This window comes from Acinetobacter dispersus (assembly GCF_009884975.1).
In the GTDB taxonomy this organism is placed as follows: Bacteria; Pseudomonadota; Gammaproteobacteria; order Pseudomonadales; family Moraxellaceae; genus Acinetobacter; species Acinetobacter dispersus.
The window spans coordinates 3,444,637-3,460,617 of sequence record NZ_CP041970.1; the positions used below are offsets into that span (position 1 = coordinate 3,444,637).

The 15,981-nt window shown below is 42.1% G+C and carries 16 protein-coding genes; 12 read left to right on the forward strand and 4 right to left on the reverse strand.

The genetic code is table 11. The annotated features are described in order from the left end of the window. The first annotated feature begins 4 nt into the window (after window positions 1-4). The 12 genes from FPL17_RS15845 (at window position 5) to FPL17_RS15900 (ending at window position 12,040) form a co-directional block, all read left to right on the forward strand. Window positions 5-553: a GspH/FimT family pseudopilin gene (locus tag FPL17_RS15845; protein ID WP_159886908.1), complete on the forward strand. Its 549-nt coding sequence runs from the start codon at window positions 5-7 to the stop codon at window positions 551-553. Continuing rightward, entirely contained in the window at window positions 550-1,038 is a 489-nt protein-coding gene (gene pilV / locus FPL17_RS15850) for a type IV pilus modification protein PilV (protein WP_159886102.1), read from the forward strand. The genes FPL17_RS15845 and pilV overlap by 4 nt, the downstream gene beginning before the upstream one ends. Before the next feature lies 1 nt (window position 1,039). Further along, on the forward strand, window positions 1,040-2,065 hold the full coding sequence (locus tag FPL17_RS15855) for a PilW family protein (RefSeq protein ID WP_159886104.1): 1,026 nt from the start codon (window positions 1,040-1,042) through the stop codon (window positions 2,063-2,065). Beyond that, the gene (locus FPL17_RS15860; protein ID WP_159886106.1) at window positions 2,062-2,814 is read left to right on the forward strand and encodes a pilus assembly PilX family protein; all 753 of its coding nucleotides are present in this window, start codon (window positions 2,062-2,064) and stop codon (window positions 2,812-2,814) included. The genes FPL17_RS15855 and FPL17_RS15860 overlap by 4 nt, the downstream gene beginning before the upstream one ends. 12 nt (window positions 2,815-2,826) lie before the next feature. Further along, a complete protein-coding gene (locus FPL17_RS15865; RefSeq protein ID WP_159886108.1) occupies window positions 2,827-7,332 on the forward strand; it encodes a pilus assembly protein in 4,506 nt (1,501 codons plus the stop codon). 124 nt (window positions 7,333-7,456) lie between these two features. After that, entirely contained in the window at window positions 7,457-7,891 is a 435-nt protein-coding gene (locus FPL17_RS15870; protein WP_266095737.1) for a type IV pilin protein, read from the forward strand. A gap of 163 nt (window positions 7,892-8,054) precedes the next feature. Further along, window positions 8,055-8,312 carry a 30S ribosomal protein S16 gene (gene rpsP, locus FPL17_RS15875; RefSeq protein ID WP_004660208.1) on the forward strand — a complete coding sequence of 86 codons (258 nt, stop codon included), beginning with the start codon at window positions 8,055-8,057 and terminating at the stop codon, window positions 8,310-8,312. 16 nt (window positions 8,313-8,328) lie between these two features. Further along, window positions 8,329-8,877: a ribosome maturation factor RimM gene (gene rimM, locus FPL17_RS15880; protein WP_004803983.1), complete on the forward strand. Its 549-nt coding sequence runs from the start codon at window positions 8,329-8,331 to the stop codon at window positions 8,875-8,877. 45 nt (window positions 8,878-8,922) lie between these two features. Further along, window positions 8,923-9,663, forward strand: coding sequence for a tRNA (guanosine(37)-N1)-methyltransferase TrmD (gene trmD / locus FPL17_RS15885; protein ID WP_005317792.1), 741 nt, complete (start codon window positions 8,923-8,925; stop codon window positions 9,661-9,663). Window positions 9,664-9,857: 194 nt separating this feature from the next. Continuing rightward, window positions 9,858-10,229, forward strand: coding sequence for a 50S ribosomal protein L19 (rplS, locus tag FPL17_RS15890; RefSeq protein WP_004803988.1), 372 nt, complete (start codon window positions 9,858-9,860; stop codon window positions 10,227-10,229). Between the two features lie 138 nt (window positions 10,230-10,367). Beyond that, window positions 10,368-11,261, forward strand: coding sequence for a tRNA pseudouridine(55) synthase TruB (truB, locus tag FPL17_RS15895; RefSeq protein WP_159886112.1), 894 nt, complete (start codon window positions 10,368-10,370; stop codon window positions 11,259-11,261). Between the two features lie 11 nt (window positions 11,262-11,272). Beyond that, window positions 11,273-12,040: a sulfite exporter TauE/SafE family protein gene (locus tag FPL17_RS15900; protein ID WP_159886114.1), complete on the forward strand. Its 768-nt coding sequence runs from the start codon at window positions 11,273-11,275 to the stop codon at window positions 12,038-12,040. Between the two features lie 9 nt (window positions 12,041-12,049). Here FPL17_RS15900 and FPL17_RS15905 read toward each other — a convergent pair whose 3' ends face one another. The 4 genes from FPL17_RS15905 to serA all read right to left on the reverse strand — a co-directional run bounded on the left by FPL17_RS15905 (window position 12,050) and on the right by serA (window position 15,657). Beyond that, entirely contained in the window at window positions 12,050-12,907 is an 858-nt protein-coding gene (locus FPL17_RS15905) for an EamA family transporter (protein ID WP_005185447.1), read from the reverse strand. A gap of 39 nt (window positions 12,908-12,946) precedes the next feature. Then, entirely contained in the window at window positions 12,947-13,417 is a 471-nt protein-coding gene (locus tag FPL17_RS15910; RefSeq protein ID WP_159886910.1) for a GNAT family N-acetyltransferase, read from the reverse strand. A gap of 22 nt (window positions 13,418-13,439) precedes the next feature. Continuing rightward, a complete protein-coding gene (locus FPL17_RS15915) occupies window positions 13,440-14,321 on the reverse strand; it encodes an EamA family transporter (protein WP_159886116.1) in 882 nt (293 codons plus the stop codon). Window positions 14,322-14,424: 103 nt separating this feature from the next. After that, window positions 14,425-15,657 carry a phosphoglycerate dehydrogenase gene (serA, locus tag FPL17_RS15920; protein ID WP_159886118.1) on the reverse strand — a complete coding sequence of 411 codons (1,233 nt, stop codon included), beginning with the start codon at window positions 15,655-15,657 and terminating at the stop codon, window positions 14,425-14,427. Window positions 15,658-15,981 lie beyond the last annotated feature (324 nt).

Sequence of the window (15,981 nt, forward strand, 5' to 3'; positions counted from 1 at the left end):
AAGCATGGTTGCTCGACTTGCGGTAGGGTTAAGCACAACTCATCGTCCTTCCAACTTCGAACATTGTTCTCCATCTTGCACTCAGACAAAGCATAGCTTTGTTCATCTTCGCTCAGGATTCACCCTGGTTGAACTCATTGTAACGATCGCTATTGTTGCGATTATCGCTGTGATGGCGGCACCTTCATTTGCGACGATGTATAGCAAACAAAAGCTTGAGTCTTCAGCACGTGAACTTGTTATGAAAATTTCAGAAGCTCGTAGTCAGGCTGTTTTGTTGAGACAAAGTACAGGAGTCTGTCTCGCGTCTTTATCAGAAGATGACTGTGCAACTGCAATTGCAATTCCAAAAGTGGAAACGCAGCGGATATTTATTGCACGTTTAGATAATGGTGTGACCAATGCAAATAGTTCCTCAACCAATCTTAGCTTTAGACGAAATGGTAGCCTTGCAGCACAAAAAGACTTTATTTTACAGAGACAAAATCTTTCTTATTGTATTCGGGTTGGAGTGATTGGAGATACGACAATCAAAGAAGGAGCCTGCACATGAATATTCAAAAACAACAAGGTGTTGGGCTGGTAGAAGTAATGGTTGCTCTGGTTTTATTGGCAATCAGCGTATTGGGTTTTGCGGCTCTGCAGTTAAGGGCAATTGATTCCAGCTTCGAGGCGAATAAACAGGTCTTGGCCACAACCATCGCACGTGATCTTGCAGAACGTATGCGAGCGAATCCGCAAGCCACTCGTGCTGGAAAATATAAGGTGAAAGCGGTTGAAGTCCCTAAAACTGATGTTTCAACTGTAGCAGATAAACCTGAAAAAATTGCCTTACAAGATTTACAGAATGCCGCACTGGAAGCAAAAAATAATGGGATGAATATTGCTGTCGATCAATGCCCAACAGGAAATAATCGGCAATGTATTTATGTCGCTTGGGATCAAACCAATTTAGCAGGTGATCAAGGCATTGCAGCATGTATTAAAGATGGTGCGTATGTTTCAGGATCACATTGTTTGTTCTTGGAGGCATATTGAAATGAAAACAGGCCTCTTAAATCTAAAACATAATAAGGCTCAGGCTGGATTTACGCTGATTGAGCTAATGATTTCACTGACATTGGGTTTGCTGATTGTGGCGGCCGCTATCCAGCTTTTTATTACGGGTATTACCAGTTATAAGCTGCAAAAAGCGATGGCGCATATCCAAGATAATGCGAGTTTGGGGTTGAACTTTATTGTTGATGATATTCGCAAAGCAAACTTAAGTTCTCCAGTCCCCGCAATTAATGACCAAACAGCTTATGCGGGTATTTTACTCAGCTCGAATAATGTGGGTGAAAAAATAGACCTTAATTGTGCAGCTTGTTTTGCCAATAACCAAGTCACTAGTTTTGGTAATGCCAATGTAACGGGATTAACCAACGATCAATTGCTTATTCGTTATCAGGCACCACAAGGTGGTCTTGATTGTTCTGGTGCAGATGTTGCGAATGGGACCTTTGTCATACAGCGTTATTATGTCGGTTCGACATCAACAGATACGCGGCAATCTTTACGCTGTCAAGCTGCGCAATATACACAGGCGACACTTGATAGCAAGACACCAACTGATCGTTTGAAATTAGCCTGGGGAACAAGTCAGGTCATTTTACCCAATGTAGATTTTTTTCAGATCCGATTAGGTTACATGGATGGTGATTTAAACAGTGCAAATAGTACGTTGGCTTATACCGACGTTAAAAATTATATGGCATTGACTGCAACTAAAAAAAATATTGATGGGGTCGTGCAGACCTTTCGACCTTATATTCATGCGATTCAAATTGGTGTGTTGGTCCGTTCAGATGATAAGACGGGCAACCAGTCTGTGATTAAACAAAGAAATACAGAACCATTTCAGGTGCTTGGCAGCAAAGTAAATCTTACACCAGCTTCTCAGGATAATTATTTACGGCAGGCTGTTGATCAAACCATTTCTTTAAGAAACGCAATGGGCTGGGTTTCAGAAGGTTGTGACAGTAGTAAAACCACAACCTGTACAAATGGGGGGGCTGGGACATGATGCATACTCAACGCGGTTCTACGTTGATTGTCGTGCTGATGATTGTACTGATGATTACGATCGTCGGCACACTGGCGATTCGGCAAAGTATTAGCTCGCTTAAATTGGTGAGTAACCATCAAATGCAAATATTATTGGCACAAAATGCAGATACAGCATTGATGTATTTTCAAGATCCAAGTACTCAGCAGAATTTGGCCTCTGCCAATGGTGTTGTCGGGTTCTTTAAAAATGAAAATAACAAAAATGCGGAACTGGTCTTTTGTTTCTCAGGCACAGATCCATTTGCGCTTGGCAAAGCAGGTTATCGTTTAAATAGTTCAACATTTGAACCCCTGGCAACCAATGGCGGTGCGTGTAAAGCTGATCCAAATAATGCAGCAAATGATACAGCATCCCAGTCAAGTGGCCGAAAACAGGTCGTTACTCAGGTTTATATCAAAAGAGAGGCCTCTGCCACAGCACCTTTTGCTGATCTTTCTCGTGGTACAGAAGTACTTGGCGCTAAAACTGAAAACAATATTCGCTTAAGAGTTTATGTTGTATCGGTCATGCAGGGTTTACTCACTTCTGATGCTTTATTTACCGCAGATAATGATATTAAAAAAGGTTGTTTAACCAAGAGTATCGACAATAACGGCGCCAACGATGTTGCCACTTGTTTAAAACAAAATACAGAAAAACCGATATATAGCATACAAGTCGCAGAATATCGTTTCTTGTCTGACTTTGAACCTTCGAGTTCATAAGGGAGAAATGCCATGAATAATAAGATAAGAAAAATTACCCGAAATGAGCATCAACCAAGAAGAAAAATCAAAGGTTTATTGTTTAGCTGCACGGTATTGTCCAGTTTCTTTGTACTTTCTTCGGTTGCATCTGCAAGCGATATCGAAATTTATCAGCCAGCAGCAGGGAATAAAAAGCGTTTAATGTTGATGGTTGATCAGTCTCGAAGCATGGGGGGCGCTGGTCTTTTAGATTTAGTGAAGGATTACCCATTGTGTATCGATCAGGGTGTTACCGATGTACTAGGTAAAAATGGCTTGAATTTGGGGATTAAAGTTGCGGGTCAGACCGATCTAATCGATGTGACTAAAGAGGCGACTGATCTCGTGAATAAAGCGATCTTGAAAGGTTTGCTTGGCAACGGTCAAGGTCAGGGAATACTGGATTCAATTGCAGAGATTAAAACGGAACAACCAAGTACAGCTTATCCTTTCCCTCGCCAATCTTGTACAGTGGTGACTACAGATGCGACGGTTAAGTTATTAGATAACTTACTCAATGGCTTATTAGGGGTGAAAACGGGTTTATCTGCTGAACAATATATCCGTGACACTTGTGATCCGCTGATTGATATTAGCTTACTTAAATCAATTACCAATTCCTCTACCGTAGGAATTTATCGTTGCTATGACAAGAACTCACGTGTCCGAATGGCACTCACTGATGTTTTGAAAGGTAAAAAAGGTGAAGGCGGTTTACCTAATATCGATCAAATCCCAGATAGTACTATGGTCGGCTTATCGGTCTCACCTTATAACCAAACCGTGAATGATCGTGCTGGTGCGATTGTATTTGAACCTAAATTACTCAGTGATACTTATCTTTATAACGGAAAAACCCAGACGCATCGTCAACATATGATTGACTATATTGCTAGCGCAAATATGGATTCTAAAGGTGAATTTAATTTACAAAGTCTACTTTTGATTGTACCGAAGCTGGTGAGTGGTTTACTCAATGATGTGGTTGCAACACTAGGGAAAATTTTAAGTAACCCACTTGATGCAGTTAGTGAATTATTAAATCTGGAAAATACCAATAATGCCTTAAATGATGTGCTTACCATGCTCGGCCTTGGTGGTAATAATCCAATGGCGAGTACCTATGCAGAAACAGGTGCCTACTTGTTGGGGAACACCACCAAGGGGACAGGTGCAAGACAATATGCTAAACGTAATGCTTTGTTAGGGCTTGGGGGTATATCACTGCTATGGACTGATTATGAATGTAATGCTTGGAAAGCTGATGGCATGACCTGTGCTGATTGGAAATATGCAGGTTTGTTGGGTGTAAATACCACTGGTTATAAAAAAGTCGATGGAAACCTATTGAATCTGTTGGGTATTTTACAAGTCGGGAGGCAAGAGATTTTTTATGAATATCGTGCCGATGTTGATGCGAAATATAGCGGTTTTAAAGACAGCCAAAAAAATAACAGTAGCATTAACCCCCTGATTAAAAGTAATGGCAACTTTTATCAGCCTCCATCGACAGCCCCGCAATGTGATGCTAATGGTTTAATGGTGATCGCAGGTGGGGTGCCAACTATTGCGCCAACTTTGACAGACTCCTTATTGCAACCTCAAGGCAGTCAATCTGATGCGACTAAAGTTGCGATGGAACGCTTGATGGCCAGAAGTTTGGATAATAATCAGAGCTTAAATGTCCAATATAAAGATGGCCGTTTGAATGATAGTTGGAGTTTTAGATGTAATTCAACAGATTTGAAGTCGACCACGCTAGGTAATAATAAGAACTCAAATGACAATACTGACTTTGCAACATGGCAGTGTATTGGTGCTTATGCACGCGATATTCGGGCATTAAAAGCCAACCCAATTAAAACCGCGGTGATCGGTTTGGATCGCTCATTTTTACAACTGCCAGCGTATATTGCTGGGCAGGAAAATAGTACTGATACCAAAGGCCTAACTCAAATCTCAAGTACCAATGTGGCACAGGATCAACTGTTAACAGGTATTGTACCGAAAGCAGTGCGAGATTTATTGGGCGCCACGGGGGCACTTTTAGATGGTTTATTGCCGAATAGTTTGATCGGCAGTGGTTTAACCACAGGGATTACTAGTCTGTTAGACCGTTTATTACCAAGAAATCCAGAAGATATTAAAAATATGGCACGCTGGGGGGTAATAGGTGGTGGTGGTTGGTATAACGCTGCGAATAGCCAAAATATTGCACAAAGTATCAAGGATTTTCATGATGACTTAGGTGTGACAGATGGCGACCCAATTGGTTTGCAAACGCTTCCAGAAGATCCACTGACACCTTATCGTATGACGAATGAAGTCTATAAAAGCATGTTTGAACCGACTGAGAAAGCCAGTTGGATAGGTAACTTTAAAAAATATTATGTAGAAAGCGATAATTCGGTGAATAAACTCAAAGATGCCTGGGACGCAGCGTCAACGAGTTATGATGTACAAGACTGGAATAAAGGTGGTGTGCTCGCCAAACTTAAAAATTTAAAGAATAAAACGAATAACTCGGATCCAACTAAACCGATTATTACCGAGCGTAAAGTATTGATAAACCGTGATTGCCAACAAATTGCAAATACGACAACTTATCAATTTACAGAAGTGGGTGGTTTAAAAACGATTGATAATAAATATCTAGATGTGAAATGTGGCTCTGGAACGACTACTCAGACAGATGCTAAAGGCTATTTACTGATGAATTTATTGGGCTACAACGTGGGTAATGCTGCAACAACTGCTGATTTGACTGAAGCAAATCGTACAAACTGGCAGGTGGGAATGAATCTGCACTCGACACCGATTAAATTGACTCAGGAAGCGACTTTTAATGCGGATAACAGTATTAAAGAGCGCAAAGATTATATGTTGTTTGGTACAACCCAAGGTTTATTACATGTGGTCGATGCCGAAACTGGCGAGGAAACTTTTGCTTTTGTACCTAATGAGATGCTAGAAAATTCGCAACAGAGCAAAGCGTTCTTGGATAAGCCGTCTGGTGTGAAAGCAAATATGGCCTATGGTATCGATGGTGCTTGGACAAGCTATAGTGAATATGCTTATGGTATGAAAGCGATGAGTAGCGGTAGTACCAGTAGTGAAGTGGTTGCAACGGTCGGTGAAATTAAAAAAGATGGTAAAGTTCTCGCGAAAGGTAAGCAAATGGCCTATGGCGGTTTACGCATGGGTGGACGTAGTTACTATGCATTGGATTTGAGTGATATCAGCCAACCAAAACTCAAATTTCACATTGATCCTGATAACAACCGTATTATCAGTCTACAAGCGAACGGAAGCTATAAAACCACCATCAATACTGCCTTGGCATCTATGGGGCAAAGTTGGTCTAAACCGACGATCACCACCATTATGTATAAAGGTGCTGCAAAACGTGTGATGCTGGTAGGTGGTGGCTATGACATGGAATATGAAAAAGCAGTACCTACAATTACGGATGCGACCAAGGGGCGTATGGTCTATATGTTTGATGCCGATAATGGCGATTTGATCTGGTATGCCGGAGGAGATAGCCAAAGCACCTCATGTAACCCAGATAGCACAAGTTATGGATTGAAGGCGAAAGATTTATTTAGTGTGGTAAGTCGTATCAATGCGGTAGATCGTGATGGGGACGGTATGGCAGACCATCTCTATTTTGGTGACCTTGGCGGCCAAGTATGGCGGATTGATCTAAGCAAAGACTTTGCTACAAAAGCTGGTAGTTGTGGTGCTTATACTGCGCTGTTTAAAGATAGTACAAGTCGCTTTTATGAAGCACCAAATTTTAGTGTGTATGGTTATGAGCAACCGCTTGCAGTGGTGAGTATTGCTTCGGGAAATCGTAGTCTTCCATTTAGTGATAAAAGCTCAAGCAGTACAATTTACAACCTCTTTGATCAGGATGTCGTACGTAGAAACTTCACCGCTACGGGGAATAGCACGCCTAAACTCTTACCAACTGATCTTAAAGCGATGCTGACTGCGAGTGATTTGAAAGGGAAAAATCTAGTACAAGTCAAAGCGATGCTGCCTAATGGTTGGTATGCACAGGCCAATACTGTGGTTGGAAAAGAGCTTGATGCACAAGGTAATGAAGTGAGTCTCACCAATCAAACAGGTAGTAAGGTTTTAAGCGAGATGGTGGTGATGAATAAGAGCCTTTATGCCAGTGTCTATAATCCCAATACCACTATAGGCAATGGTTGTAAAATTCAGGCCAATGGTGCGACTACAGTTCAGCGCTTCTGCTTACCGTTTGGTGTCTGTGAAAAAGATATCAAAGACGTGACTATGAGCTTTGGCGCAGGGCATGGGATTGTGGATTCGATGGTAGGTGCTGGAATTGGTTTAAGTGACAAAAATGGTCTGACACGTCAGCTACTGAATCCAAATGCAAAAGATAAAATTGGGAATAGTAAACTTCCAATGAATACCATGCGTCGTCAATTAGTGCCACTCACTTGGTATGAACGTAATGAATAAAATGCAGTTATGTCGATGTGTCGCTTTGGAGGTGGTAAGACCTCATGTTTCTTACCACGTCCAACCTAGTAATCGTTCTTGTGCAAAGAGGAAACGTTGCGCAGGTTTTACTCTAATTGAGCTGATGATTACGGTGGCAATCGTGGCAATTATTGCTGCGATTGCGGTTCCAAGTTATGACACCTATATCCGCCGTGCAGACTTATCTACAGCACAACAAGAAATGCTTAAAGTTGCAGAGCTCTTGGAAAAACATCGGGCACGCAATTTTAGTTATGATGGTTTTGTGCTGAAAGGAACCGCGACGAATCAAGGTGCTTACTACACTGTACCTAGCGCAACCAACACCACCTTGCCTCTACCTTTGACAGCAACGAGTGGTAACCAAAAATTCACGTTAACATTAACGGTCAATACTCAGGCATGGTCATTAAAAGCCGTGAGTCAAAGTCCGAGGAATTATTCCTTGTTATTAACCAGCACAGGTCTTAAATGTAAGACTAAAACGGCTGCAAATATGACAACATCAAGCTGTGGTAATGAGACAGAAGACTGGTAACTCAGTAGATTTTATAAATTAAATTCAGAGCTGTGGATAACCCAAAATTTAATCTTTCTTTCAAGGCAAATATAACGTAGAATATCGCCCTCTATGAAAGGGGTTTGAAGTGTTGCCGATGGTCGGCGCAGGGATAATCCGTAAAAATTATAAGGTTGTTCTCATGGTTGTTATTCGTTTAGCGCGCGGTGGTGCAAAAAAACGTCCATTCTATCAAATCATTGTAACTGATAGCCGCAATGCACGTGATGGTCGTTTCATCGAGCGTATTGGTTTCTTTAACCCAACTGCACAAGGTAAAGCTGAAAAAGTTCGTTTAGATGCTGACCGTTTTGCTCACTGGGTTGCTCAAGGTGCTCAACCTTCAGATCGCGTTGCTTCTTTAGCTGCTCAAGCTAAAAAAGCTGCAACTACTGCATAATTGTAGTAGGTAGCCCATGACATCGACACAGAATGTGCCAGAAGATCGTATTCAGATTGGACAGTTACGTTCAGCTTATGGATTGAATGGGTGGCTCTGGGTTTACTCTAATACAGAACCTATGAGCAATATGTTTGACTACCTTCCTTGGTACATTGAGACCAAGGCAGGTTGGCAAACTATTGATGTAAAACGTTGGAAACCACATGGCAAAGGCTTGGTTGTTGCATTAAAGGACGTGAATGATCGTACTGGTGCAGAAAATCTGGTTGGCGCAAATATCTGGATTGCCAAATCTCAGCTACCAAAAGCAGATGTAGACGAGTATTACTGGTCTGATCTTAAAGGGCTAACGGTGTTAGGTCTTGATGATGAAGAACAAGAAGTCAATCTCGGTCAAATCTACGAACTGTTTGAAACAGGTGCCAATGATGTCATGGTCGTAAAAGCGACACCTGATAGCATTGATGCTGAAGAGCGAATGATTCCTTGGCATAAAGATGTGGTACAACGCGTTGATCTTGAAGCTGGTCGTATTTACGTCAATTGGGGCGTAGACTACTAATCCTTTCGGGGAAAGTAGCGCAGCAGGAAAATAAAGGAGTCTGCGGTGTTTTTTGCAGTCATCACATTGTTTCCTGAAATGTTTGAAGCGATTACAGCGCACGGGATTAGCGGGCGTGCAGCAAAGCGTGACATCGTGCAAGTAACTTGCATTAACCCACGAGATTTTGCTGAGGGCAACTATAAACGAGTGGATGAACGTCCGTTCGGTGGTGGGCCTGGTATGGTGATGATGGCTGAGCCTTTGGCACAAGCAATTACCCATGCTAAACAACTTGCAATGCAAGCAGGCTGTGTCCATGCGCCAGTGGTGTATATGTCACCGCAAGGCAAAACCTTAAATGAACAGGCAGTACAACAATTCGTTGATTATGATGGTTTGATTGTATTGTGTGGGCGTTATGAAGGGGTCGATGAGCGTTTAATCCAGCATTATGTTGATCAAGAATGGTCAATTGGGGATTACGTATTATCGGGTGGTGAACTTCCTGCCATGGTATTGCTCGACAGTATTATTCGTCGATTGCCAAATGTCATGTCTGACGAGCAATCTGCGATACAAGATTCTTTTGTGGATGGTTTATTGGATTGTCCACAATATACCAAGCCTGACTGTTTCGAAGGGTTAGATGTGCCTGAGGTACTTAAATCAGGACATCATGCCAATATTGAGAAATGGCGTTTTTTGCAGCGTTATCAACGTACTTTAGACCGTCGACCAGAATTGGTGGAAAAAGTAGAGTTGAGCAAACAGCAAATTAAATGGCTAAAAGATTCGAAAGGTTAAACTGGTATCAGTTTGTCTTCGCACCCAACGAGAAGCTTTGCTTCGAGTTTTACTTAAACTTGGTTTAAGTTAAAAATAGGCTCTTTAAAGCAATTTTGCTCTAAAGGGAAAGTTAAACGGGAGATATGCGCTTTAGCCTCTATTCCCAGCGGTGTCAGAGACCTCTTCTCTCCCGCACATATTGGAGATTCCACATGAGTGGTAAACATCCTTTAGTTCAAGCTGTTGAAAATGCACAGTTAAAATCAGACATCCCTGCTTTTGCACCGGGCGATACAGTTATCGTTCAAGTTAAAGTAAAAGAGGGTGAACGTGAACGTCTTCAAGCATTTGAAGGTGTTGTAATCGCGAAGAAAAATCGTGGTTTGAACTCTGCTTTCACAGTTCGTAAAATCTCTAGCGGTGTTGGTGTTGAGCGTGTTTTCCAAACTCACTCTCCAATCGTTGCTAAAATCGAAGTGAAACGTCGTGGTGACGTTCGTCGTGCTAAACTTTACTACCTACGCGAGTTGTCTGGTAAAGCTGCACGTATTCGTGAAAAGTTACCAGCTCGTAAACAAGGTTAATTTTAACTTTGTTGTAAAGCAAAAAAATGCGCCTTTGGCGCATTTTTTTATGTCTGTTTGCGGCTAAAAGCCAATCCTTTTTTAAATCCTAGGCCGAGTTTTGCTAAAATAGGTCTTTATGCTTTGACTTTTCTTTTTATGAAAAAAAGTGCTTACCGCCATTTAAGCGGTGTTTTCCTATTAAATAAGCCTTTAGGTTTAAGTTCTAACTCAGCATTGCAAAAGGTACGTCGTCTTTTTAATGCACAAAAGGCAGGGCATACAGGTGCACTCGATCCATTGGCAACAGGACTATTGCCCATCTGTTTAGGTGAAGCGACCAAGTTTTCGCATTATTTACTCGATTCAACCAAACGCTATCAAACTACGGTCAAGTTAGGGCAAACCACAGCGACCGGGGATGTGGAAGGTGAAATTCTCCAGCAGAGAGAAGTACCTGCATTAACAGAAGCGTATATTGAGCAAGTTCTGACACAGTTTCGTGGTGATATTCAGCAAGTACCGCCGATGTATTCAGCCTTGAAACGCGAAGGTCGTCCACTCTATGAATTAGCACGTAAAGGCATTGAGATTGAGCGTGAAGCACGTCCAGTTACTATTTATGATTTAACTTTAGTTGATTTCACTGAAGATAGTCTGACATTGGATGTGACTTGCTCAAAAGGCACTTATATCCGTGTATTGGGTGAAGATATTGGCGAGGCTTTGGGTTGTGGTGGGCATTTAACTAAATTGCATCGTACTCAAACAGGGCACTTTGAGATTAATCCAAGTTACACCATTGAATATCTCGAAAGCCTTTCTTTGGAAGAGCGGGATGCATTATTACTGTCAGTGTATTCACCTGTTGAGCATTTTCCTCGGGTGCAATTGCCAGAAGGGCGTGAAAAGTATTTCGGCAATGGTCAGGAAAGTAATATCGATCATGAAGCTGCAGCTGAAGTGTTGGTGTTCGATGGAGAGCGCTGCTTAGGCTTGGCTGAAATCACCGATAAAAAACGTCTAGTACCAAAACGCTTGTTAAATTTATAAGAGTATCGTCAATGGAATGGGAACTGATTCTAACCTTAGTGTTCTTTGCTTTTTGTGCAGGAACCATTGATGCTGCTGTAGGTGGTGGCGGTTTGATTCAGATTCCTGCATTGATGGGAGCCTTACCACAAACGGCACCTGCGACCTTATTTGGAACCAATAAACTGGCCTCCATTTGCGGAACGGGTTCTGCGGCTTTTTCATTTGTACGCCGTGTCAAATTGCAATGGTCATTACTCGGTGTGATTGCACTATTTGCCTTTATCAGCTCATTCATTGGGGCGGCCTGTGTATCTTTGGTGCCAACCCATATCCTAAGGCCGATTGTTTTGGTCATGCTGATCGTGATTGCGATTTATACCTTTATGAAAAAGCAATTCGGGCAAGTGCACGTCGATCAAAAAATCACGCCAAAGTTACTGGTGCTGGCTGCGATGGGTAGTCTAGCGATTGGTTTCTATGATGGTATTTTTGGTCCAGGTACGGGCAGTTTCTTTATTTTCTTTTTCATTCGCTTTTTACAGGTCGATTTCTTACATGCTTCGGCATTATCAAAGATCGGCAACTTCATGACCAATCTGGCAGCACTCAGCTTCTTTATTCCGACAGGTCATGTGCTTTTTGCCTTGGGAATGATGATGGCGGTTGCCAATATTGCTGGCTCGTTATTGGGTGTCCGTTTGGCTCTAAAATACGGTAGTGGCTTTATCCGTATTTTATTCTTGATATTGGTGAGTATTTTAATCTGCCGCTTGGGCTATCAGATCATTGCGGGCTAGATGATCTACCTAAGCTTTCCCACCACGTAAGGTAACGCCAATCGAAGCCACCATAATGCAAGCCAAAGCCACCCACTGAATCAAGCTAATTCGCTCATGTAGCAGCACCAGACCAGCTAAGGCTGCTAATGCAGGCGCAAGGCTGGAAAGTGTGCCATAGCTGAGCTTAGTTAGCCGTTTGAGGGCCATTAAATCCAAGGCATAAGGAATCGCAGTTGCGAGCAGGGCAATGACCAGTGCTTTGCCCCAATACTGGGTATCTAGCAGCACCGGCGCGTTATTCCAAAGACCGAAAGGTAGCATGGTGAGTGCAGATAGGCCAATGGCAATGGTCAAGGCATGCATACCAATATTCTGCTGTACCACACGATGCCCATAATAAATATACAAGGCCCAAAAGAATCCAGCACCCAGCGCACATGCGGCACCAATATAGGAAAAGTGCTGCGCATGAGCATCGTTCCACGGCACCATTAAAGCAATGCCTAAAATCGCAAATGCCACCCAAATATAATCACTGCGCTGTTTAATCGAGAGTAAGGCTAAACCCAATGGGCCAATAAACTCTAAACCAACGGCAATGCCTTGCGGTAACTTACCTAATGAGGTGTAGAAAAGAATATTCATACAACCCAAGGCTGCACTATAACAGAGTAAATCTCGCCATTTTAGCTCCTTCAATTTGGAAATAATTTTCCATGAACGGAACATGATTGCCACCAGAATGGTCGCAAAGCACAGTCTTAAAATGGTCACGGTGAGTGGATCAAGCGTAGCGATTAACTGCTTGGCAAAGGATGCACTGATTTGGTAGGACAGCATGGACAAAACCATGTACAGCACAGCAATTAACTGGATATTTTTCATGTTGATAGCCATGTCATGTAGATAGAGGAGCTGAGATATTTATTCATGAACGTCTAGCCGTAGTGCAAAGATCGAGCACCATTTGTTTTTAATTTCGTCGTTGATTTCAAGCTTGAGCTCAAAAGCGATCTGATTTTCACGAATAATTGTAAAGCCTAAGCGTTTATGGAATTTTAAGGATGGACTGTTATTTTTTAAAGCATGGCTGATCAGTGTTGCAACCTGATGATCTTCAATAAATTGAATGAACTGTGTCATCAGAGCAGCAAAAACTTCTTTGCTTCGATGTTTAGGGTGGATCACGAACATAGGAACAAACCAGTGTTGTCCTTCTATTCTTTCAACATTGAAATAGCCTAATAATTGCTGCTTTTTTCGATACTCAAATAGATAACCTTGATCTGAAGTGCTAATTAATGAGGCCAAATAGGAGGCGTGATCAATCGGCTTGCCTACTTGTTCAGATAAGCTTTCTAAGGTTATCAAGGTGAGTTCTAAATATTCTTGCATATGCACGTACTGGATACCCTGATTACCCAGCCTCTTTTTGCTGTCGCGCATGTTGCGTGGTAAAGGTACAGCCAATCGAGGCAATGATAATGGTACCCAATGCTAACCATTGATTCCAAAGCAACATTTCACCAAGGAAGATAAAGCCTGAAAGGGCAGCCACTGCGGGTTCCAAGCTCATCAAGGTGCCAAAGCTAAGCGGAGTTAAACTGCGCAAGGCGATCATTTCTAAGGTAAAGGGTAAGGCACTGGCTAATATCGCAAGCCCGATAAAATAGTATAAGTTTGGCAGTTCAAAGACTCGATCGATTGCCCCTGAAAAGAGAGCAAAGGGCAGTAAGCAGAGCATACCAATGGACATGCCTAAGCAGACGGTGTGATTACCCGAGATGCCTGATGGTTTTTGCCCCGCAATAATATACAGAGCCCAACACGCACCCGCACTCACAGCAAAGAATACACCAAGCATGTCGAGACCTTGTTGTGCCTGTTCCAAAGGAAAGAGCAACATTAAACCTAGAATGGCACAGCCAACCCAGATGAAGTCATATTTCTGCCGAGCATGATATAGCGCGACACTTAAGGGACCAATAAATTCAAAGGCAACGGCAAGACCGAGCGGTAAGCGTTCTAGTGATAAATAGAACAGCGCATTCATACCTGCAAGTGCCACCCCATAAGTGAGAATGGCTTTCCAACGCACTACTTTGAAATTGATGGTCCAGATTTTAAAAATCACCGCCAATATGATTGCACCAAAAAATAGGCGCATAGCGGAAACGGTTAATACAGGAAAGCTTTGAAACAGAATTTTGGCCAAGGAACCACTGCCTTGCACACACAACATGGCAATCATCAACAGCAATAAAGCATGTAGTGGTGTTTTCAGCATTGGGGTCGACATTTTATTATTTAACAGTTGGTATAATATTCACATAATAAGTCAAACGCCCATAAAAAAGCCACAGCATCAACTGTGGCTTTTTCGACATTATTCTAAATAATGATTAGAACAATACGCGAACGCGGATGGTGCCTTCAACGTGGTTCAAAGTATCAAGCGCTTCTTGAGATGCAGATGCGTCAACATCCATCACCAAGTAACCGATATCACCTTTAGTCATTAACGACTGACCAGAGATGTTGATGCCTTGTTCAGCGAACAATGTATTGATCTTCGATAACACACCCGGAACGTTTTTGTGGATGTGAAGTAAACGGTGCTGACCATCAGAAAGTGGTAATGCGATTTCTGGGAAGTTCACCGCGGAAAGCGTCATACCTTTGTCTGAATAAGCAACGAATTTTTCAGCCACTTCTAAACCGATGTTTGCTTGCGCTTCCATGGTCGAACCACCCACGTGCGGGGTTAAGATCACGTTGTCTAAACCGCGAAGTGGAGATAGGAACTCTTCACCATTGGCTTTTGGTTCTTTCGGGAATACGTCAACCGCTGCACCAGCAATGTGACCTGATTTAATTGCATCTGCTAAATCTTCGATTACCACACATGTACCACGTGCTGCGTTCAAGAAGATTGAGCCTTTTTTCATTTTCGCGAATTGTTCTTTCTTGAAGAAGTTACGCGTAGATGGAACATCTGGAACGTGTAGCGTTACCACATCCGCAGTTTCCAAAAGTTCATCTAAAGAGCCAACTTGGCGTGCATTACCTAATGGTAATTTAGTCACAGCATCAAAATAGATGACTTTCATACCTAAGCTTTCTGCCAAAACAGAAAGTTGTGAACCGATCGAGCCGTAACCGACGATACCTAGAGTCTTACCACGAGTTTCAAATGAACCCACCGCAGCTTTATTCCAACCGCCCGCATGTGTATCTTTCGATTTTTCAGGTACACGACGAAGCAACAGAATCGTTTCAGCAAGAACTAATTCTGCAACCGAACGTGTATTTGAATACGGTGCGTTGAATACAGGGATACCACGAGACATCGCCGCTTTTAAATCGACTTGGTTTGTACCAATACAGAAGCAACCGACTGCGATCAATTTGTTCGCAGCTTCAAAGATTTCTTCAGTTAATTGCGTACGGGAACGAATACCAATGAAGTGAGCATCTTTAACTGCTTCTTTTAAAGCTTCGCCTTCAAGCGCAGTTTTGTGATAATCGATGTTGGTATAACCCGCTGCATTTAAAGTATCGATGGCATTTTGATGCACACCTTCTAACAGAAGGAAACGGATTTTGTCTTTAGGTAGTGATAGATGTTGGCTCATTACGGCTCCGCTACAAAGGCCAAAATTTAGTTGCAGTACTATAGCATAGAGCTTTGAGATATAAATATTTCGTTTAAAATTAGCGCAGCAGAATTATTGATAATTTTTCAGCTAAAGCTGAATTTTATTGGTTATACACATTTTGTTATTACAGTATCTTTATCCTAAGCTTTATCCCATGCCTGCTTCTATGTAAAATGCAGATATCTGATAGTCAAATCTGAAAACATCAGGTTTGCGCTGTTCTGCCGAGTTTCTATATGTTGAATACTGCATTTTAAGATATTGAAAAATATTGTGTTGTTATTCAAATGCTCTATCTTT

Bases quoted from the DNA above. Each gene is read 5' to 3' on its own strand.
- FPL17_RS15845 (WP_159886908.1), top strand. From the start codon at position 5: ATGGTTGCTCGACTTGCGGTAGGGTTAAGCACAACTCATCGTCCTTCC.
- pilV (WP_159886102.1), top strand. From the start codon at position 550: ATGAATATTCAAAAACAACAAGGTGTTGGGCTGGTAGAAGTAATGGTT.
- FPL17_RS15855 (WP_159886104.1), top strand. From the start codon at position 1,040: ATGAAAACAGGCCTCTTAAATCTAAAACATAATAAGGCTCAGGCTGGA.
- FPL17_RS15860 (WP_159886106.1), top strand. From the start codon at position 2,062: ATGATGCATACTCAACGCGGTTCTACGTTGATTGTCGTGCTGATGATT.
- FPL17_RS15865 (WP_159886108.1), top strand. From the start codon at position 2,827: ATGAATAATAAGATAAGAAAAATTACCCGAAATGAGCATCAACCAAGA.
- FPL17_RS15870 (WP_266095737.1), top strand. From the start codon at position 7,457: ATGATTACGGTGGCAATCGTGGCAATTATTGCTGCGATTGCGGTTCCA.
- rpsP (WP_004660208.1), top strand. From the start codon at position 8,055: ATGGTTGTTATTCGTTTAGCGCGCGGTGGTGCAAAAAAACGTCCATTC.
- rimM (WP_004803983.1), top strand. From the start codon at position 8,329: ATGACATCGACACAGAATGTGCCAGAAGATCGTATTCAGATTGGACAG.
- rplS (WP_004803988.1), top strand. From the start codon at position 9,858: ATGAGTGGTAAACATCCTTTAGTTCAAGCTGTTGAAAATGCACAGTTA.
- truB (WP_159886112.1), top strand. From the start codon at position 10,368: ATGAAAAAAAGTGCTTACCGCCATTTAAGCGGTGTTTTCCTATTAAAT.
- FPL17_RS15900 (WP_159886114.1), top strand. From the start codon at position 11,273: ATGGAATGGGAACTGATTCTAACCTTAGTGTTCTTTGCTTTTTGTGCA.
- FPL17_RS15905 (WP_005185447.1), bottom strand. From the start codon at position 12,907: ATGAAAAATATCCAGTTAATTGCTGTGCTGTACATGGTTTTGTCCATG.
- FPL17_RS15910 (WP_159886910.1), bottom strand. From the start codon at position 13,417: ATGCAAGAATATTTAGAACTCACCTTGATAACCTTAGAAAGCTTATCT.
- FPL17_RS15915 (WP_159886116.1), bottom strand. From the start codon at position 14,321: ATGTCGACCCCAATGCTGAAAACACCACTACATGCTTTATTGCTGTTG.
- serA (WP_159886118.1), bottom strand. From the start codon at position 15,657: ATGAGCCAACATCTATCACTACCTAAAGACAAAATCCGTTTCCTTCTG.